Origin of the sequence: Cohnella candidum (genome assembly GCF_003713065.1) — a bacterium.
Taxonomy (GTDB): domain Bacteria; phylum Bacillota; class Bacilli; order Paenibacillales; family Paenibacillaceae; genus Cohnella; species Cohnella candidum.
The window spans coordinates 2,485,568-2,504,174 of sequence record NZ_CP033433.1; the positions used below are offsets into that span (position 1 = coordinate 2,485,568).

Annotated in this window: 17 protein-coding genes; 4 read left to right on the forward strand and 13 right to left on the reverse strand. The window is 60.4% G+C overall.

Features of this window, described 5'->3' with window-relative positions; all coding sequences use genetic code 11:
• The first annotated feature begins 212 nt into the window (after positions 1 to 212).
• Positions 213 to 1,490, forward strand: coding sequence for a uracil permease (gene uraA, locus EAV92_RS11710; RefSeq protein WP_277424231.1), 1,278 nt, complete (start codon positions 213 to 215; stop codon positions 1,488 to 1,490).
• A gap of 237 nt (positions 1,491 to 1,727) precedes the next feature.
• On the opposite strand, the gene EAV92_RS11715 is transcribed toward uraA, so the two are convergent.
• The 6 genes from EAV92_RS11715 to EAV92_RS11740 form a co-directional block, all read right to left on the reverse strand.
• Positions 1,728 to 2,240: an adenine phosphoribosyltransferase gene (locus EAV92_RS11715; RefSeq protein WP_123041258.1), complete on the reverse strand. Its 513-nt coding sequence runs from the start codon at positions 2,238 to 2,240 to the stop codon at positions 1,728 to 1,730.
• A 62-nt stretch (positions 2,241 to 2,302) separates the two neighbouring features.
• Entirely contained in the window at positions 2,303 to 4,747 is a 2,445-nt protein-coding gene (gene recJ / locus EAV92_RS11720) for a single-stranded-DNA-specific exonuclease RecJ (RefSeq protein WP_123041259.1), read from the reverse strand.
• Between the two features lie 74 nt (positions 4,748 to 4,821).
• On the reverse strand, positions 4,822 to 5,748 hold the full coding sequence (locus EAV92_RS11725) for a cation diffusion facilitator family transporter (RefSeq protein ID WP_164472741.1): 927 nt from the start codon (positions 5,746 to 5,748) through the stop codon (positions 4,822 to 4,824).
• A 72-nt stretch (positions 5,749 to 5,820) separates the two neighbouring features.
• Positions 5,821 to 6,738 carry a protein translocase subunit SecF gene (gene secF / locus EAV92_RS11730; protein ID WP_123041261.1) on the reverse strand — a complete coding sequence of 306 codons (918 nt, stop codon included), beginning with the start codon at positions 6,736 to 6,738 and terminating at the stop codon, positions 5,821 to 5,823.
• Complete coding sequence (gene secD / locus EAV92_RS11735) at positions 6,728 to 7,990, reverse strand: protein translocase subunit SecD (protein ID WP_123041262.1); 1,263 nt, start codon at positions 7,988 to 7,990, stop codon at positions 6,728 to 6,730. The genes secF and secD overlap by 11 nt, the downstream gene beginning before the upstream one ends.
• A 172-nt stretch (positions 7,991 to 8,162) precedes the next feature.
• Positions 8,163 to 8,459 (reverse strand): post-transcriptional regulator, encoded by a 297-nt coding sequence (locus EAV92_RS11740; RefSeq protein WP_123043697.1) that lies wholly within the window; start codon positions 8,457 to 8,459, stop codon positions 8,163 to 8,165.
• Between the two features lie 173 nt (positions 8,460 to 8,632).
• Here EAV92_RS11740 and spoVB point away from each other — a divergent pair, with 173 nt between their 5' ends.
• Positions 8,633 to 10,201, forward strand: a complete 1,569-nt coding sequence (gene spoVB, locus EAV92_RS11745) for a stage V sporulation protein B (RefSeq protein WP_277424232.1) — start codon at positions 8,633 to 8,635, stop codon at positions 10,199 to 10,201.
• An 8-nt stretch (positions 10,202 to 10,209) separates the two neighbouring features.
• Here spoVB and EAV92_RS11750 read toward each other — a convergent pair whose 3' ends face one another.
• Complete coding sequence (locus EAV92_RS11750; RefSeq protein WP_123043699.1) at positions 10,210 to 10,923, reverse strand: DUF421 domain-containing protein; 714 nt, start codon at positions 10,921 to 10,923, stop codon at positions 10,210 to 10,212.
• Positions 10,924 to 11,079: 156 nt separating this feature from the next.
• Between EAV92_RS11750 and EAV92_RS11755 the strand changes: the two genes are divergently transcribed.
• Both EAV92_RS11755 and EAV92_RS11760 read left to right on the forward strand, forming a co-directional pair.
• Positions 11,080 to 11,487, forward strand: a complete 408-nt coding sequence (locus EAV92_RS11755) for a TIGR04086 family membrane protein (RefSeq protein ID WP_164472742.1) — start codon at positions 11,080 to 11,082, stop codon at positions 11,485 to 11,487.
• An 81-nt stretch (positions 11,488 to 11,568) separates the two neighbouring features.
• Positions 11,569 to 12,411, forward strand: a complete 843-nt coding sequence (locus EAV92_RS11760) for a phosphatase PAP2 family protein (protein WP_123041264.1) — start codon at positions 11,569 to 11,571, stop codon at positions 12,409 to 12,411.
• A 66-nt stretch (positions 12,412 to 12,477) separates the two neighbouring features.
• On the opposite strand, the gene yajC is transcribed toward EAV92_RS11760, so the two are convergent.
• From yajC to ruvB, 6 genes are read right to left on the reverse strand one after another with little or no spacing between them, the layout of a single operon-like run.
• The gene (gene yajC, locus EAV92_RS11765) at positions 12,478 to 12,780 is read right to left on the reverse strand and encodes a preprotein translocase subunit YajC (protein WP_123041265.1); all 303 of its coding nucleotides are present in this window, start codon (positions 12,778 to 12,780) and stop codon (positions 12,478 to 12,480) included.
• 17 nt (positions 12,781 to 12,797) lie between these two features.
• Positions 12,798 to 13,931, reverse strand: coding sequence for a tRNA guanosine(34) transglycosylase Tgt (tgt, locus tag EAV92_RS11770; RefSeq protein ID WP_123041266.1), 1,134 nt, complete (start codon positions 13,929 to 13,931; stop codon positions 12,798 to 12,800).
• Between the two features lie 28 nt (positions 13,932 to 13,959).
• Positions 13,960 to 15,012 carry a tRNA preQ1(34) S-adenosylmethionine ribosyltransferase-isomerase QueA gene (queA, locus tag EAV92_RS11775; protein ID WP_123041267.1) on the reverse strand — a complete coding sequence of 351 codons (1,053 nt, stop codon included), beginning with the start codon at positions 15,010 to 15,012 and terminating at the stop codon, positions 13,960 to 13,962.
• Positions 15,009 to 17,135, reverse strand: coding sequence for a SpoIID/LytB domain-containing protein (locus tag EAV92_RS11780; protein ID WP_123041268.1), 2,127 nt, complete (start codon positions 17,133 to 17,135; stop codon positions 15,009 to 15,011). The genes queA and EAV92_RS11780 overlap by 4 nt, the downstream gene beginning before the upstream one ends.
• Positions 17,122 to 17,577, reverse strand: a complete 456-nt coding sequence (locus EAV92_RS11785; protein ID WP_123041269.1) for a thiol-disulfide oxidoreductase DCC family protein — start codon at positions 17,575 to 17,577, stop codon at positions 17,122 to 17,124. Before EAV92_RS11785 ends, EAV92_RS11780 begins: the two co-directional genes overlap by 14 nt.
• Positions 17,574 to 18,581, reverse strand: coding sequence for a Holliday junction branch migration DNA helicase RuvB (gene ruvB / locus EAV92_RS11790; protein ID WP_123041270.1), 1,008 nt, complete (start codon positions 18,579 to 18,581; stop codon positions 17,574 to 17,576). Before ruvB ends, EAV92_RS11785 begins: the two co-directional genes overlap by 4 nt.
• Positions 18,582 to 18,607 lie beyond the last annotated feature (26 nt).

Here is an 18,607-nt window from a genome sequence, read left to right on the forward strand (position 1 = left end):
TCGGTATCCTTTCCGGCGGCATCCCGCCGTCGTTCCCATGAGATATTCCTTTCATTATGCCTCTTGGCGGCGGGAACCGTCAACCGTCGACGCCTACGGTTCGGGGGTTTCCGACGGGACGGGCAGTTGGAAAGAGATTACCTGTCCGACGGTTGTCAAAAGCTGTAACATAGGAAAGACTTTTGATATCGAATCCTATGGGAGGATCTACCGTGAAAAGAGAAATCGGAATTAGCGAAAGGCCGCCGCTCGGCGCAAGCCTGTTTCTGAGCCTGCAGCACCTGTTCGCGATGTTCGGCTCGACCGTGCTCGTGCCCACCCTGCTCGGGGTGGATCCCGCGGTCTGCCTGCTGATGAACGGCATCGGCACCTTGTTGTACATTTGGATTTGCCGGGGGAAAATCCCGGCTTACCTGGGCTCCAGCTTCGCGTTCATCGCGCCGGCCGGCGCGGTCATCGGGACGGCACAAGCGCCCAACCTGGGTTATCCGGCCGCGCTCGGCGGCTTTATCGCCGCGGGTGTGGTGTTCACCATCGTGGCGCTGATCGTCCGGTTCGCCGGGACGAAGTGGATTTCCGTCGTTTTCCCGCCGGCGGCGATGGGCGCGATCGTTACCGTCATCGGCCTCGAGCTGATTCCAGTCGCGGCAGGAATGGCGGGCTGGATTTCCGGGGGCAAAGCGGACTGGAAGCCGGATGCGGACCAGATCATCCTCTCGACGGCGACGTTGGCCATCACCGTGCTCGGCTCCGTGCTTTTCCGCGGATTTTTCAAAATCATCCCGATCCTGATCGGCATCGTGTCGGGCTATGTGATCGCCTGGGCCATGGGGATGGCCGATTTCTCGAACGTAAGCGCCGCCTCTTTCTTCACGGCCCCTACGTTCACGACGCCGGAATTCAAATGGGTGGCCATCGCGACGATCGTTCCCGCAGCTCTGGTCGTTATCGCCGAACATATCGGGCATCTGATCGTAACCGGCAACATCGTGGGCAAAGACTTGTCCAAGGACCCCGGACTGCACCGCTCGATGCTGGGCAACGGGATCTCCACCATCATTTCGGGCTTCGCCGGCTCGACGCCGAACACGACGTACGGGGAAAACATCGGCGTTCTCGCCATCACGCGCGTGTACTCGACCTTCGTCATCGGCGGCGCCGCGGTCATCGCCATCCTGCTCTCGTTCTTCGGCAAGTTTTCGGCCTTGATCCAAGCCATTCCGACGCCGGTCATGGGCGGCGTTTCCCTGCTGCTGTTCGGCGTCATCGCGGCATCCGGCCTCCGCATGCTCGTGGAGTCCAAAGTCGATTACGGACGCCCTTCCAATCTGCTTCTGACGACCGTCGTGCTCGTGACCGGCTTGTCGGGCGTGAAAATCGTCATCGGCGATTTCTCGCTCTCCGGCATGGCGCTCGCCACCGTCGTCGCGATCGTGCTGAGCCTGCTGTTTAAGCTATTCGAGGTGAGCGGATTGTCGAACGACCAGTGATTCGCCCCACCCCCTAAGTCCCCCTCCCCCCGGGGAGGGGGATTCCGAGGCGCTGCGCCCTCTGGACACCCGCACTTTTGCTTTTATGCGTTCGCGTGGGTGTGGTGGAGTTGCGGGATTATGGTGCGTTAGTGGATGTGGGGGACTACGCGGGTGGGTTCATGTTGCAAACCAAACAAAAGACCGCATCACTCCTTGCCTTTCGGCGGGGGATGCGGTCCTTTTTTTGTTGGAGGATTAATAGGTAACCAAGGATTTCACTTCGATGCCTTTGAGCTTCTCGCGGCCGTTGAGGTAACTGAGCTCGATGAGGAACGCGGCGCCGACGATTTCTCCGCCAAGCTGGGAGATGAGGTTCATCGTCGTGGCGATGGTGCCGCCGGTGGCGAGCAGGTCGTCCGCGATGAGCACGCGCTGACCCGGCTGGATGGCGTCTTTATGCATGGCCAGCTTGTCTTTGCCGTATTCGAGATCGTAAGAGGCTTCGATCGTGTCGCCCGGCAGCTTGCCGCTCTTGCGGATCGGCACGAAACCGACGCCGAGCTCGATCGCGAGAGGAGCGCCGATGACGAAACCGCGCGCTTCCGGACCTGCGATGAGGTCGATTTTCAGGTCGGACACGAGTTTTTTCAGTTCGTTGATCGCCGCCCGGTAGGCATTGCCGTCCTGGAGCAGCGTCGTAATGTCCTTAAACCGGATGCCGGGTTGCGGCCAATCGGGAATGACCCGGATATAGTCTTTGAAATCCATTTGTCTGATCCTGCTCCTTCGAATGGAAACTGTCCGAACCGATTATACACTTTTTGCCCTGCCTATGACCAGAGCGAACTCGGACGGACCTTCTCGCCCCAAGCTTTCAGCTTGTCCAGCGGCCAATCCGGGAACGTGGCGGCTTCGGCTTGCCGCACCATGCGGCCGTAACGCTCCGACTCCTCCAGCTTCCGGCGCGGCGGCTGTTCGACGATCGAACGCTCCGCACCGCGCGAGCGGATAAATCCGAGCTCTTCGAACACTTCCTGGACCAATCGCACGGAAGAGAGCGACAATCCCGTCCGATCCGCCGCCTGGCGAAGGAATCCTTCGGGGCCGTCAATCCAGGTTCCGCGCTCCCGAAGAAGCGCGTAAACGCGAGCGAAGTCGCTGCGGTCCAGAACGGCGGGAGAATCCCTGTGCGCACCGCCGTCGTACAAATATACGATTTCCCATCCTGGTCCTTGCGCCAGAACGCGGGCGAGAATCCCGATATCCGATTCGTTGTCGGGCAAACCCGCCAATACGAGCCGTCGGCGGGGAACCGCCGTTTCGCGACGTGGCGGGGCGGCTTCCGCGGCCGCGGCCGTTTCCCTCACGGCGGATTCGCCGTCGCCGGCGGCCGCCATGTCCGCGTATGTACAGATGGTCGCGTTCGATTGCGCCTGCAACGCTGCCGAAACCTCACCGGCTAATCGTGCGGTAGAGCACAGAACATGCAAGGTTCCCTCGAATGCCGCGCCCCATTGGGCGATTTCCTGCCACCGTCCGCGCGCCTGCCTCCGGTCCACCCAATGCAGCTCGCCGCATCGGAGATCCTGAACCGTGAATTGCACCTTCCGGGCGCCGTTCCACTCGTTCACCGACAACTCGCCGAGAACGTCGACTTTGCGTCCGGCTTCCAGCCGCTCCGCCAACTCGCCCATGCCAAATCCTACGGCTTCCAGCGCAAGGTGCTCATGGCCGAGCTTCAGACGGATGTGCTTGTTATCTTTGCCCATCGTCCGGCTTTCCCGGATGACGACGCCCTGCAGCATCAACCGCGGGGTCGGATGCCCGTTGCCGAACGGCTCCAACCGGGCCAAAGCATCGGCTGCCGCAAGCGTCGTCTCGGTCAGCGTACACATGAGATCCGCCTTCTTCTTGGGCAGCCAGTCTTCCGGCAGCAGCCGCTCTTCCGCCAAACGATGCAGCTTCTCTTCCAATTCGCCGATGCGGCTGACGTAAAGCGTCATGCCCGCGGCGGCTTGGTGGCCGCCGTAGTGCTCCATAAGCTCCGCGCAATCCGTCAGCGCCGCATACAGGTCAAAACCGTCGATCGAGCGCGCCGAGCCTTTGCATTTTCCGGTTTCCGGATCCTCCGCCAAGATAACAGCCGGCCGATAGTGCCGTTCAACCAACTTGGACGCGACCAAACCGGCGATTCCCGCGTTCCAACCGGCACGGGACAGCACGATCACGTTCGGTCCGTCGCCGCCGTACTCCCGTTTCCGCTGCTGCCAAAGCTCTTCGGCTTCCAGTACAGTCGCGTCCACCAGCTTCTGCCGTTCCGCGTTCAGCCGGTCCAAATCGCGCGCCAAACGTTCCGCTTCCGCCGCATCGCTTGTCGTCAGCAGCGCAACCGCAGCGTCCGCGCGTTCCAACCGCCCCCCCGCGTTCAGCCGCGGCGCCAGCGCGAAACCAATCTTGCCGCTCGTCAGCTCGGACGGCTGCGTGCCGCAAGCCGAGGCGAGCGCCCGAATGCCGACGACGGGCTGCGTGCGCATCCGCTCCAGCCCCATTTTCACGATGACCCGGTTTTCCCCGATCAGCGGCATCAAATCGGCGACCGTGCCGATCGCGGCCAAATCGGCCAGCTCCTCCGGAACGCGCCCGAGCAGCACCTGGGCCAGCTTGAAGGCGACACCGGCTCCGCATAAGCCTTTGAAAGGATACGGGCAGCCCGGCTGCTTCGGGTTCACGAGCGCGACCGCTTCCGGCAAAACCGCCGGAGGCTCGTGGTGGTCCGTCACGACGACGTCCAAGCCCCGTTCCCTGGCGTGCGCGATTTGCTCCACGGCGCTGATTCCGTTGTCGACGGTAATGATCAGCGAGACGCCGGCATCGGCGGCCGCGTCCACGGCTTTCAGATTCAAACCGTAGCCTTCCAGGCTTCTATGCGGGATGTAAGTGTCGAAGTCCGCACCGAGCGACGTCAGCAGACGGATCATCAGCGACGTCGACGTAACGCCGTCCGCGTCGTAATCGCCGTACACGCGGATGCGCTCTCCGGAGGCGACGGCCCGGCGGATCCGTTCCGCCGCTTCGGCCATCCCTTTCATGAGAAGCGGGTCATGCAAATCTTCGCCATCCGCCGGGCGGAAGAAGAACGCCGCTTCCTCCTCGGACCATCCCCGCGACAGGAGCACGCGGGCAACAAGCGGCGGGATGCCGAGCTTCTCGGACCACTCCGCCGCCAGCCGTTCGTCCGTTTGTTTCCATTCCCACCGATAACGGGCTGGGATCATAACGTTTCACTCCCTTGAAAAAAGAACCGCCGCCTTGCGGCGGCGGATTTGAAAGACCAGGCCCGGAGATGCCTTCACTGCAGCAGCGAGGTCCACTCTTCGTCCTGATGGTTTGATTTGTAAGGATAACCCGGATCGTAGGGCTGTACGTGAATGGAAGCTTCCGCGACGTGCAGGAAACGCTTGGTGAGATGTCTCCTCACCCGCTGGGCGATGTCATGGCCTTCCGCCACGCTGATGCGGGGGTTCACCCGAATAACGGCGTCCACGACGAGGTAGTGGCCTTGTTCCCGAGTACGGACTTCGTCTACCGACACGACCCCGTCAATCTGCTGAACGGCGTCGAGCAGCATTTGCACGTCGACGTCGTTATGCGCCGTCTGTCCGTTGGCCTTCAACACGCCGGTCGTCAGCCGGAAACCCATTCGCAGCACGAAGGCGGAAACGACCAGCCCCGCCGCGGGATCGAGCACATACAGCACGGGCATTTCCAGCATGTCGCCCGCCATAGCGGCGGACGTTCCGACAAGCGCAGTCATCGAAGCGAAAATATCGGAGCGGTTCTCGGGCCGATCCGGCCGAATGCCGAGAGCCGCGTCGCTTTTCCGCTTGTACCGCACCAAACCTTCCCGGACGGCCATGCCCGCGGCGATCGCGGCGACGGCTCCCCAGCCGGGCGCCTTGTCCGGGCCTTCCGCGACGGCTTTGACCGACGAGATTCCGATCTCAAGCCCGGCCACCAGAAGAATGGCGGACAAGACGATCGAGGCCACCGACTCGGCGTGCTGGGAATGGATCGGCTTTTTGCGGCCTCCCCGCCAACCCAAGTAGGTCGTGTACGAGCCTGCGCAATCGGCCGCCGACTGGGCGGCGTCGGCGATGAGCGCTTTACTGCCCGTCAGCCAACCGGCCGCTCCTTTGAATAACGTTAACCCGAGCAGCCCGAATACGGAAACGAGAGTCCCGCGTTCCGCGGTAACGGCCCGATTCGCCAACTTCACTAGAGCCACTCCTTCGCGAGTCCGAACGAACCGCTTCGGACTCGAATCATCTTAGGACGAACCTTTCCGATATTACGAAGCGCTTGGCGCTTTGGCCGTCTTCTTATTCGGCACCGATTTGCCCCGCAGCAGCAGCCACAACGGGCTGGCGATGAAAATCGAGGAATAGGCGCCGCTGAGCAAGCCGATGATCATGGCGAGCGAGAACAAGCGGATCGATTCGCTTCCGAAGATGAACAGGGCGGCCGCAGCCAGCAATACCGTAATGACGGTATTAATCGAGCGCGTCAGCGTCTGCCAGATGCTTCGGTTGACAAGCAATGCCACATCGGCAGGCGTCTTCAGTTTGGCGAAACGAAGGTTTTCGCGGATCCGGTCGAAAATGACGACCGTATCGTTCGTGGAGTAACCGATGATCGTCAGTACGGCCACGATGAACGGCAGGTTGACCTGCCAGCGGAAAATCGAGAACAAGCTGATGACGATGAACGCGTCGTGCAGCAGGGCGATGACCGCCGCCACCGCGAACCGCCATTCGAAACGGATCGTGATGTACAAGATGATGCCGAGGCTCGCGACCGCCATGCCGATCAGCGCGTTTCGCTGCTGCTCTTTGGCGATGTCGGCGTCCACGATGTTCACCTCGTACGAGGCTTTATCGTCCAATTGCTTGCTGAAATCCGTTTTAAACTGCTTTTCCTGCTGTTCGTTAAGCGGATCCTTGAAGCGGATCGACAACCGGTTGGACGATGTCGTCAGCGAGTGGTCGCCGAAAGAATGTTCGCTCAGGAATTTTTCCGTCGTCTCTTTATCGATCGGCTTGGAGATCGAGATGTCGACGGACGTTCCGGAGCGGAAATCGATGCCGTAGTTCAGACCGAAAACCGACAGGAAAAGGATCCCGAGAAGCGTGATGGCGATCGAGAAAATGAAAAACGGCTTGCTCGCCTTTACGAAGTTAAATTTCTTTTCATCATATTCAGAGCGCACGGATTTCACTCTCCTTCACGCCGTAGTAACCCAGCTTCGTGAAGCGTCCGCTTTGAATGAGCAGATGCAGCAGAAAACGCGGGAAGAAGACGTTGGTGACGATGTTGATGACGATGCTCCAGATCAGCACGATCGCGAAGCCTTTGACCGAGCCTTGGCCCAAGAAATAGAGCACGGCGCCGGCGATTATGTTCGTGATGTGCGCGTCGATAACGGTACGGAAGCTGTTTTTCGCTCCCGCGCGGAGCGAGGAGCTGAGCGTTTTGCCGCTGCGCAGCTCATCCTTGATCCGTTCGGCCGTAATGATGTTGGAGTCGACCGCGATGCCGATCCCCAAAATGAAGGCCGCGATGCCCGGCAGCGTCAACGTGGCGCCCATGAGCCAGAATACGCCCAGCAGCATCCATACGTAAGCGATCAAGCAAATGCTCGCTACGACGCCCGGAATCCGGTAGAAGCCGATCATGAACACGAGAATCAGCACGGACGCGATTCCGCCGGCAAGCAGCGTGTCGTTCAGCGACTTCTGACCCAGGGTCGCGCCGACGCTTTGCGTGTATTTCTCCGTCAGCTTAAGCGGCAGGGCGCCGAGGTTGATGACCTCGGCCAGCTTGTCCGCCGAGGCTTTGTCCGGCTGTCCCGTGATCTGAGCGGAACCGTCGGTCAATTCTTGCTGTACCGTCGGATCGGACAGGAAGGTGTCATCCAGATAAATGGCAAGCGGTTTTTGGATCAACCGTTTGGTGATTTCGGCAAATTTCTTCTTGTCCTTCACTTGGATGCTGATGATCGGATGCATGAGCTGGTCGTAGGAAACCTTGGCGGCGTTTTCAACGAAATCGCTGCCTACCAGTTCGACTTTGCAATATCCTCTGTCGGCTTTCGTATCCGCCGGACAGCCGTAAGCGCTCCGGAATTGGAGGTCCGCCGGTTTTTTGATCAGGTCGCGGAGCTTGTCCTGGTCGGCTACGCCGGCGATTTTGATGCGGATCCGGTTTTTGCCTTCCGTCGTTACTTCCGGCTCGCCGACGCCGTTCTGGTTTACGCGTTTTTCCAAGCTGACCGCCGTTTGGTTCAGCGATTCCTTGGTTACGACGCCCCCCGCCGTCAGTGGCTGAGCCTCATACAAAATCTCGAAGCCGCCTTTCAAATCAAGCCCGAGCTTCGTCTTGTCGAGCAATCCGGGAGTCGTTGCAGCCATTATCCCGAACGTCACGACGACGACGAGCACGAAAGCCAGCAGTCGCTTCATCCTTGTTGCCGTCCCCTTTCGATTCTCAATGTTCCTATTATAACTACCTGCTCAAATGGAAGTCAATTTGTCGAAAATGGTAGAAAGCCGCGGCGCGACGCCCTTTAAAGCGCCCGTCCAACGCCAAAAAACGGGACCCCGCGCGTCGCGGAAATCCCGTCCCGTATCCCGTTCAGAAGCGGGTATCGCCCCTGTACATGTTCAAAGTGATGAAGTTCATGAATTGCGTGACCTTGAGGGACAAAATGTCATTGACGACCTGGTACAGCGGCGGAGTCCCTTTCTTGTGGTACTTGTCGCTGACGCATTCCCATACGTCGGCCCCGGTGACGCGATCGTATCCGATCATCCGGAATTCTTCGGCTTTGCTTTCGCAAAGCTGTTCGATCATCTCGTTCATTTGCTCGTCTTCGGCGTCCAATCGTTCGTTCGCTTCGAGGGATTCCTTGCCGACTCCCGTATTTTCCATGCGTTTCCCCTCCTTATCGCCATCCGCCGCGCCGATGCACCGCAGCTTTAATTCATTCTCCACGGAAGCCCCGAAATCCTGCCGATCGTCCGAAATTACGGCGCCAACGGCTGGCATGAACCCGGACAACCCCGGCATACAATGGATTTAACCGACCGTAGGAGGGACGCCTCGTGTCCGTTCGTAAACAATCCTTCATTCAAGGCGCCATGATCCTGCTGGCCGCGGGCCTGGTCAACCGGCTGCTCGGGTTCGTCCCCCGTATCGTGCTGCCCCGGATGATCGGAGCGGAAGGCGTCGGGTTGATCCAACTCGTCTATCCATTCATGATCGTGCTGCTGACCGTTATCGCGGGCGGCCTGCCTTTGGCGGTGGCCAAGCTCGTCGCGGAAGCCGACTCCCGCGACGATCCGGCGGCGATGAAGAAAACCGTTCGCGGCGCGATGACGCTGGCCGTCTCCGCGGGATTGATCGCTTCTGCGGCCTGCCTCGGACTGGCGGGCTGGATCTCCTCCGAGGTCATGACCGATTCCCGGGTCCATGCCGCTTTCCTGTGCATGATTCCGGTTCTGCCCCTCGTAGCGGTATCCTCCGTGTGGCGGGGATACTTCCAAGGCAAACAAAATATGATCCCGACCGCCTTCTCCTCCACCACGGAGACGCTCGTCCGGATCGTCCTGTCTCTCTTGTTCGCGGCGCTGCTCGTGCCGTACGGGTTGGAAGCGGCGGCGGCCGGATCCGTGCTGGGCATGGTCGCCGGAGAGCTCGCCGGGCTGCTCGTGTTGTGGCAGCAAGTATCGAGCGACCGGGCGGCGGGACGAAAATCCCGTCCTGCATCGGTAGAGCGACAAGCGTCCGCATCGGACCGCGGCGTATTCCGAAGCCTTCTCGGCATCGCCATCCCGGTCACGGGAAGCCGGCTGATCGGCTCGTTGTCGTATTTGCTGGAGTCGATCCTGACGGCGCGCAGCCTCGCCGCCGCCGGCTTGACGGCTGCTGCCGCAACGGCGCAGTATGGGGCGCTTCAAGGGATGGTCATTCCCGTCCTGCTGCTTCCCGGCGCGTTGACTTACTCCCTCGCGGTCTCGCTCGTCCCTTCCTTGTCCGAAGCGGCCGCCCGGCAAGATTGGGCCACGATCCATAAGCGGCTCCATCAATCCATGCGTCTGGCCGTCGTCACCGGAGCGCCGTTCATCGTCCTGATGGGACTGCTGGCCGAACCGCTCTGCCAACTGATCTATGGGGACGATTCGATGGCGGGCATGCTCCGCTGGATGGCTCCCATCGCCATTTTCCTTTACATGCAAGCTCCGCTTCAAGCCGCCCTGCAGGCATTGGACCGCCCCGGCACCGCCTTGTTCAACACGTTCGCCGGCGCGGCGGTTAAATTGGCCCTCATCGTCCAGTTGGCGACTCAGCCTCAGCTAGGCATTCTCGGCGCCGTGATCGCCATCGGGGTGAACATGGTCCTGGTTACGCTGCTGCACTGGATCAGCGTGGCCCGATTAACCGGCTTCAGGCTGAATCCGTTCGATTTTCTCAAAGTCATGACGGCGATGGTCGTGATGAGCGCCGTGGCGTTATGGATTTGGAACGGACGTTTTCTGCCCGCGGACGGCCTGAATCTGGCCGCGTCTTCGCTGGCGGCCGTCGTCGTGTACCTGATCCTTCTAATGGCCATGAGGATGATCGACGGCCACGATGCCGCCCGCATCCCTCTGATCGGCCGGCTGTTCCGGTAAGCGGCCGCTTACTTCTTTCTGTCGACGTAAAATCTTCCTTTATGATCGATGCTGCAGAAAAACACCTGCCGGAACTGCTCGATCCCTTGTTCTCGCAGCCTCGTTTTCAGCCAAAACCGGTTTTTCCCGATTTTTTCCAAGCTGTCGTCCTGCACCTGTCCGTCCAGGATCAAAGGAAGCGGAAGCAGCTCGTAACGGATTTTGGGCGGAGTTTCCGATTTCCCGGGTGAAGGAGCGCTTACGTTCCTCTGCGTGATACCGGTTTCCTTCGAATTTCGGTCGGTTTTGGGTACCACGGATAGCTTGCCGTTCGCCTCAAGCACCGCGAGTTCGACGTCCTCCACGTTAATCATTTCATGTTCGCGGAGTTGAGCCATCAAGTCGTCGAGATTGTACCTCTGCTTTCGCATTTCGCTGCGGTTCAGCTTGCCGCCCCGGATGAGCACGCTCGGAGTCCCGTCGATCCACAGGCGGAATTTGCGGCTTCGGATCGTCAGAAACGCGAAGACGATCTGGATGACGACGAGCAGCGCAATCGGAGCGATCGCGTACAAAATCGGTTTATCGGTATCTTCTATGATAATGACGGCGATTTCCGCGATCATGATGGAGATGACGAGGTCGAAAACGGACAGTTTGCCGATCTCCCGCTTGCCCATCAGCCGAAGCAGGGCGAATACCAAGACGTACATAAGCAACGTGCGAAGCAGAATGGTCGTCATGCCGCGTCCCGCCTTCCGCATCCGTAGACTTCGCCGTCCATGCCCGGGAACGGCCTTGCGATTGTAGTTTCACCGCCAGCCGAAAGGGTCATGCATGTACTACGGAGGCTCGGCCCGCCATAAGATGGTACAAAGCGATCCCAAGGAGTGATGAGCATGAGCCCGTTTACCCGCGTGCTGAAGGTGCGCGTGGCTTCTCCCGTTTTGTCCGGCCTCATCTGGTCGTGCATTTGGCTTGGAGCCGGAGCTTTGCTTCTGTCGATGATGCTTGCCGGCAGTTCCCTTCGCGAAACGGAGCTGGACCCGTGGGTGTTCGGCATTCACGGATTCGCGGCGATGGCGGGCGGATTCGTGTCGGCGCGGCGCTCCGGCAGGAGGGGCTGGTACTTCGGTGCGGCGAACGGCGCGTTGTATACGCTGCTGATCGTTCTCTCCAGCTTTTTGGCGACCGATATCGACTGGTCCATGAAAGTGGCCGTGATGTTCGGCTTGACCGTCCTGACCGGCGCGTTCGGCGGCATGTTCGGCGTCAATACCGGTTCCTCCACCGGCGGCAAAAGATAACCGGAGCCCCTTCGGACGGCCCGTTCCGGTTATGGTATACTAAATCGAACCATCTACTTCGCCGTAACCGGGGGCCCCTCGATGACCTTATTTACTTCGCAATCATCCGTCCAGGCGTTCACTGCCGCAGCGATCGCCATCCTGCTTTGGTTCGGAACGGGGCGCCAGCCGCTCGATGCCATATACCGGTTCCTGCGCTCCCTGGCCACTTCTCCCAAATTTTTGATTTTTTTCGCGGCGACACTCGCGATTCTCGTCGTGAACACCTTCGAAGTCAAACTCGAGGCCGCCTACGGTGTCACCTACGACCTCACGCCTTACGTGACCGGTTGGGAAGGCAATTGGCACGCGTGGCTGCAATCCCATTTTCGATCCGGCTTGTTGACCGCGGTCTGCGCCTTTTTTTACGTCGTCATGTTCCAGTCCGTCATGTTGTCCTCCTTGGGCATTTACTCCTCGAGTCAAAGCAAACGATACGTTTACGCCTTCTGCGTCGCCCTGCTCCTCAACTATGCCGTGGCGCTGCCGATGTATTGGTTCGTGCCCGTCAACGAAGTATGGTACGCGAATTCCCACGTTCACTTTCTTATGCTGGACGCGTTCCCCTCCTTCGAAAGGGATTACCGGGGGCTTTCCGGCGTCAACAATTGCTTTCCCAGCCTGCATACGTCGATCTCCGTGACGATGGCGCTGCTGGCCTCGCGGTCGGGCAACCGGAGATGGGCCGTTCTCGCGTGGATCAATGCCGCGTGCATCGTGTTTGCCATTTTTTATTTGGGCATACATTGGTTCACCGATATGGTCGGAGGCCTGCTGCTCGCCTGGTTCAGCGTCTCCATCGGAATGAAAATCGGGGCGAGGGCGGAAGGAATGCCCGGGATTCCGGCCGTGCATGCAGCCGAGCCGCAAGACGCGGGGAAATGAAAAAAGGGCGATGCCCGTCCGGTTATGACCGGCGGCATCGCCCTTCTTCTTATTCGGAACCGGATTTTACCCTTCCGATTTGGCTTCGGAGCGGGCGGTTACGTTGTTGATCGCGGAACGGTCGAACGTGAGCTTGGTCACGTCGTTGACCTTCAGTACGATGGTGTCGTCCGAGATTTGCTCGATCGTCCCGTGCATACCTCCGATCGTCGTTACTTTATCGCCTTTTTTCAACGCGTTCAGCATGGAGGAGCGTTCCCGCGACTTCTTCTGTTGCGGACGGATCAGCAGGAAATAGAAAATGGCGAACATAAGCACGAACGGCATCAGCGTAACCCACAGGCTGCTGCTTTGACTGGCCAACCACATAGCTGTTCCCCCCTTTTTCAAAAACCGCTTTCATTGTTCTGCATGCCGTATTTCTCGAAAAATTCATCCCGGAAATCGCGCAGCCGGTCTTCCCGGATCGCCTCGCGGACTTGTCGCATCAATTCGACCAGAAAGTGGAGATTATGTATGGTGGTCAAGCGAAGTCCGAACATCTCGTCCGCCTTGATCAAATGGCGGATATAGGCGCGGGAGTAACTCCGGCATGCATAGCAGGAGCATTCCGGATCCAGCGGAGCGAAATCGTCCGCGTACTTGGCGTGGCGGACCACCAGCCTGCCTTGGCTGGTCATCACCGTCCCGTTGCGCGCGATGCGCGTCGGCAGTACGCAATCGAACATGTCGATGCCGCGGATGCTGCCTTCCACGAGCGCGTCCGGGGAACCGACGCCCATCAGGTACCTCGGCTTGTTGCCGGGCATCAAGGGTACCGTTTCCTCCAGCACTTGGTACATCAGGTGCTTGGGCTCGCCTACGCTCAGTCCACCAATAGAATACCCCGGAAAATCCAGGGAAGTCAAATCCATGACGCTCTGGCGGCGCAGGTCGGCGTGCATGCCGCCCTGCACGATTCCGAACAGCGCTTGGTCGTGCGGCCGGGCATGGGCCTTCAGGCAGCGTTCGGCCCATCGGCTCGTGCGCTCGGTCGATTTCTTCACGTAATCGTATTCGGCGGGAAAAGGCGGGCATTCGTCGAACGCCATCATGATGTCCGATCCGAGCGCGTTCTGGACGGCGGTCGCCACCTCCGGCGACAAATACAGCTTGTCCCCGTTCAGGTGGGAGCGGAACGTGACGCCTTCCTCCGTGATTTTGCGGTTCTCCGCGAGGGAAAACACCTGGAATCCGCCGCTGTCGGTCAGGATCGGGCGATCCCAATTCATGAATTTGTGCAGGCCGCCGGCTGCCCGGATCAATTCGTGGCCCGGCCGCACGAACAGATGATAGGTGTTGCTCAGGATGATCTGGGCGTTCAAGTCCTTCAATTCTTCCGGGCTGATGCCCTTGACGGTCGCTTGCGTGCCGACCGGCATGAACGTCGGCGTATCGATGACGCCGTGCGGCGTATGCAGCCGGCCGAGTCGCGCGCCGGTCTGGGCGCAGGTTTTGATCAGTTCGTAACGAACGGCCATGGAAACGTCGGTCCTTTCTTCTATACCATCATCGTGTAATGAACATCGCGTCCCCGAAGCTGAAGAAACGATACTCTTTCTGCACCGCTTCCCGATAGGCGTTCAGGATCGCTTCCCGTCCCGCCAGCGCGCTGACGAGCATGACGAGCGTGGATTTGGGCAGGTGGAAATTCGTCAGCAGCGCATTCACCATCGTAAACCGGTAACCCGGGTAAATGAAAATGTCCGTCCAGCCGCTGCAAGCCTCGATGGGAGCGTCGCCGAACTTTTGGCCGATCGTCTCCAGCGTGCGGGCGGAGGTCGTGCCGACCGCCGCGATCCGGCCGCCGGCGGCCCGAGTTTCGTTCAGCATAGCCGCGCTTTCCTCGCTGACGGAGTACCATTCCGAGTGCATCTCATGCTCTTCGATCGTGTCCGCGGACACGGGGCGGAACGTGCCCAGCCCGACGTGCAGCGTAATCCAGCACAATCTGACTCCCTTGGCCTGCAGTTGACCGAGAAACTCCTCCGTAAAATGCAGACCCGCCGTCGGAGCGGCGGCGGATCCTTCATGCCGGGCGTATACGGTCTGGTAACGTTCCCGGTCGTCCAGCGTCTCTTTGATATAGGGAGGAAGCGGCATGTGGCCCAAACGGTCCAGCAGCTCTTGGAAAATCCCTTCGTAACTGAACTCCAGCACTCTTGCGCCCATGTCGCCTTCGTCCAGGATCGTGGCTGTCAGCAAGGGCTTCCCGCCTTCGGAAGCTTGTCCGAAATGGAGCACGGCGCCTTGGCGGATTTTTTTGCCGGGACGAACGAGCGCTTCCCATCGGTCGCCTTCCCGTCTCTTGAGCAAGAGCAGCTCCGCTTTGGCTCCGGTATCGGCTTTCGTCCCGAACAACCGGGCGGGCAGCACTCTCGTATCGTTCAAGACCAGCGTGTCGCCCGGTCCCAGATACTCCGCCAAGTCGGTAAACGTTCGGTGTTCCGTCCGGCCGTCTTCCCGGTGAAGCACGAGCAGCCGGGAAGCCGTTCGGTTCGCCAATGGAGTCTGCGCGATCAACCGTTCCGGCAATTCGAAATCGAAATCACTGACATTCATGCGTCCGCATCCTTCTCGATCATCACGTTCTTGTAATAGTATTGCAGAATGTAACGGTAGTCATTCCCTTGTTCCGCGAGCTTTTTGGCGCCGTACTGGGACATTCCGAGGCCGTGTCCGTACCCTTTCACCGAGAGGATGAACGACGGCTTCGGCGTGACGACGCGGGCTTGTCCGGACGCGTCCATGACGAATACGTTCTGGCCGTCCGCGGAACGCGAGGCTCCGTCCGCCCCCAGGATCTGCAAAGAACCCGCTTCCTTCGGAAGCTCCCGGGTCGTTCCGTTTTCTCCGAGCACGGACATCCGCCCCGTCTCCTCAATGGATAGCAGCGTGCTCCGGGCGCCGCCGAGGGCGCTCCTCCAAGAGTCCGGCGACTTCAGCACGAGCGGGATTCCGTTCGCCGTCACCTGCGTCACCCTGCCGGACGGTCCCCTTCCCGTGACTTCCAACGTCTGAAGAGGGCCCGTCACTTTCACGTATTTGTTCAAAGAAGCCAGAAGATCCTCCGGGCTGGACGGAACCTCGACCCAACTATACGCCGTGTTTTCGAGCACTTTCTTGATCGGGTACACGATCGTGCCGGCGGACAATCTCGCGATCGGATCCGCACTCGATTCGACTTTGGGACGGACGCGGACGGCGGTACTGTCGGCCGTTACGGTCATCACCGGGATTCCGGCGGCATTGCGGCCCGCATCGGCCAGCAAATCGCTTCGCACGTATCCGCGCTGCCCGGACGCGAGCGCGACGTCATACCAGTCGAGCAGTCCCGCCTGCGGACCGTCGTCGGGGCTGGAGATCCCCCCGGCCAAATAACCGGTGTCGCTGCCCCAAACTTCTGTCTTATTGTCGGCCGTCACGCCTCCGGAATTCGAAGAAAACACCGCGCTGACGACTTTGCCTTCGAAGGTGAGCACTTCTCCCGCCGTAGCGTTAACGCCGGCCGTGGAATTCGCGTTCTCCGATCCGACGCCGTTATAGGCTTGGCTGAGCGTCGTATCCACGACGTTCGCGATCTGGAACCCGGTGCCGGATGCGACGGCATAGGACCGGGCGGCGACGGCTTGCGCCTTCTGCGCTTCCGGCGGCCAACCCGATCCGACCTCGGCGCCGACGACGGAATACAGATACTGCTCGAAATTCACTTCGTTCACGACCGCAAGGGAATTCGCCAGCACGCTCATTTCCATGGCGCCTCGGTAAAACCTTTTGCTGCGCTCGGTCAACTGGATCGTGCCGTCTCCTGCAGGTTCGGCACGAAGGACAACGCCAGCGTTCGCCGGAATCGCGTATAGAAAGCTAGGGGCTCCCGCAGCGCCGGACAAGGTCATATCCTGGCGGACCAAGGCGTACGGGTCTCCCGCCGCCGGGACGCGAACGTTAAGGCCGCCCGCTGCGGCAGCCGCCGGCTGCAGGGCGCTTGCGCCCGCTGCGTCGGCCTCCTGCCCGATACGCACGTAGAATGCCGGCGCACCGTTCACGACTTTCACGGCAGGGAAAGCGTCCAGGCCGGCAACGCCGATCTGGTCGGCCGCCGCTTGGGCGTCATTCAGGCTGCCGTACGGCCCCGATTCGAGCGACCACGGCCCTCCGACTTTGGGAGCCGCCAATGCGGCAACGCCGTTAGCCGCGCCGGCGGACTTCCACTTGGTCAAAGCCGTGCCTGCGGCAGCGGATGTGGAATAGATGCCTTCCGACACCTGGTAAACCGGCTTGCCCGCTTTCGTCAGTTTGGTGAGGAATGCAGCGGAAGAGGACGTCTGGACCTTCTTGAGCGTCGCGATCGCGCCGTTCAGATCCGCCGTCTCCAGAACGATCGCACGATAGGCGTCCATCGCGAACCGGACCGTCTCCCCGGGGGCGGCCGAACCGATCGCGGCCGTGAACTGGGGATCGCGCCACGCGATCGACAGCCCCGCGGTCGATTGCATCGTCGCGGCCGGCGTTAAGGACGTGAAGTTGCGCGAAGGCAAATTCAGAAATAAGCCGACCCGGATCGTATCGGGCACGTTCACGGCGGCGTAAGCCGTGATCCGGGCGGAGCCGGATAACAGGATCAGGACGAGGAGACAAGCGGCTATGTACCTGGACGTCGTTCGGTTAGCTTTACGGTGAATCATGTTCGCCTCCGCCTTCAGGAGTCCGGCGGGGCAAGGAGCATACCCCGTCGGAACAAGATGTTCGGCCGAACAGCCGATATCGGTAACGGGCGACAAGACGGTAGAGGAGCCGGCTGATCCCGTGGAAACCGGGAAGCCGGCCGATGGCGGCCAAGCCGGACATGGAAGGGATCAAGCTGAGCAGCTTCAGGACCCCGTCGACGCCGCTGTAACGCTTGCCTGCCTCGTCCGTCACGTGCAGTTGAGCGGACAACGCGGACAACGGCACGTCGTCGATACCCGGCCAAGGTTTCGTTTCCCCGCTGACCAGCTTCTGCAGCGGGACGAACGTCAGCTCCGCGCGGACCGGCATTTTCCTCAGCTTGTCGACCGTTGCCAGACACAAATTGCATTCCCCATCATAGACGACAATCAGGCGCATAAGTTGCGGTTTTTCGCTCATTCCGCGCGCTCCGGCACGGGCAGGCCCAAATGGCGGTAAGCCGCCGGCGCCACGACGCGGCCGCGGGGCGTCCGCTGGATATACCCGATTTGCATCAGGTAAGGTTCATAGACGTCTTCGATCGTCTGGCTCTCTTCCCCGATCAGCGCGGCGATCGTGTCGAGCCCGACCGGGCCGCCCTTATAGTTCTGGATCATCGCGAGCAGCATGCGATGGTCGATGGCGTCCAGCCCCATCGGGTCCACCTGGATGCGCTCCATCGCGTCCTTCGCCACCTCGTCGGTGATAATGCCGTCGCCTTTGACCTGCGCGTAGTCACGCACCCGCTTCAAAAGCCGGTTCGCGATCCGGGGCGTGCCCCTTGAGCGGCGGGCGATTTCCCGCGAGGCTTCCCCGACGATTCCGACGTTCAGGATGTCCGCGGCGCGGGATACGATATAGGCGAGTTCATCTTCGGTATAGAACTCCAGCCGGCTGACGACGCCGAAACGGTCGCGAAGCGGAGCGGACAACAGTCCCGCCCGCGTGGTCGCGCCGATCAGCGTGAACTTCGGCAGGTCGAGCCGAACCGACCTTGCGCTCGGCCCTTTGCCGATGATGAAATCGAGCGCGAAGTCTTCCATCGCCGGATACAGCACTTCCTCGACCGTCCGGTGCAGGCGGTGGATTTCGTCGATGAACAGCACGTCGTTTTCCTGCAGGTTCGTCAAAATCGCCGCCAAGTCGCCCGGACGCTCGATGGCCGGACCGCTTGTCGTCCGGATGTTGACGCCGAGCTCGTTGGCGATGATGTTCGACAGCGTCGTTTTGCCGAGCCCGGGAGGGCCGTACAGCAGCACGTGGTCGAGAGGCTCGCGGCGCATTTTGGCCGCTTCGATGTAGATTTTCAGGTTTTCCTTCACTTGCGATTGGCCGATATATTCCGCCAGGTAACGGGGACGCAGGCTGTATTCCACCGCCTGGTCTTCCATCATCAGATGGGCGGTGACGATTCGGTCATCCACGCTTCACGTCCTCCTTCCCCGATGCC

Bases quoted from the DNA above. Each gene is read 5' to 3' on its own strand.
- EAV92_RS11715 (WP_123041258.1), bottom strand. From the start codon at position 2,240: ATGGATTTCAAAGACTATATCCGGGTCATTCCCGATTGGCCGCAACCC.
- recJ (WP_123041259.1), bottom strand. From the start codon at position 4,747: ATGATCCCAGCCCGTTATCGGTGGGAATGGAAACAAACGGACGAACGG.
- secD (WP_123041262.1), bottom strand. From the start codon at position 7,990: ATGAAGCGACTGCTGGCTTTCGTGCTCGTCGTCGTCGTGACGTTCGGG.
- EAV92_RS11740 (WP_123043697.1), bottom strand. From the start codon at position 8,459: ATGGAAAATACGGGAGTCGGCAAGGAATCCCTCGAAGCGAACGAACGA.
- EAV92_RS11750 (WP_123043699.1), bottom strand. From the start codon at position 10,923: ATGACGACCATTCTGCTTCGCACGTTGCTTATGTACGTCTTGGTATTC.
- EAV92_RS11755 (WP_164472742.1), top strand. From the start codon at position 11,080: ATGAGCCCGTTTACCCGCGTGCTGAAGGTGCGCGTGGCTTCTCCCGTT.
- EAV92_RS11760 (WP_123041264.1), top strand. From the start codon at position 11,569: ATGACCTTATTTACTTCGCAATCATCCGTCCAGGCGTTCACTGCCGCA.
- yajC (WP_123041265.1), bottom strand. From the start codon at position 12,780: ATGTGGTTGGCCAGTCAAAGCAGCAGCCTGTGGGTTACGCTGATGCCG.
- tgt (WP_123041266.1), bottom strand. From the start codon at position 13,931: ATGGCCGTTCGTTACGAACTGATCAAAACCTGCGCCCAGACCGGCGCG.
- queA (WP_123041267.1), bottom strand. From the start codon at position 15,012: ATGAATGTCAGTGATTTCGATTTCGAATTGCCGGAACGGTTGATCGCG.
- EAV92_RS11780 (WP_123041268.1), bottom strand. From the start codon at position 17,135: ATGATTCACCGTAAAGCTAACCGAACGACGTCCAGGTACATAGCCGCT.
- EAV92_RS11785 (WP_123041269.1), bottom strand. From the start codon at position 17,577: ATGAGCGAAAAACCGCAACTTATGCGCCTGATTGTCGTCTATGATGGG.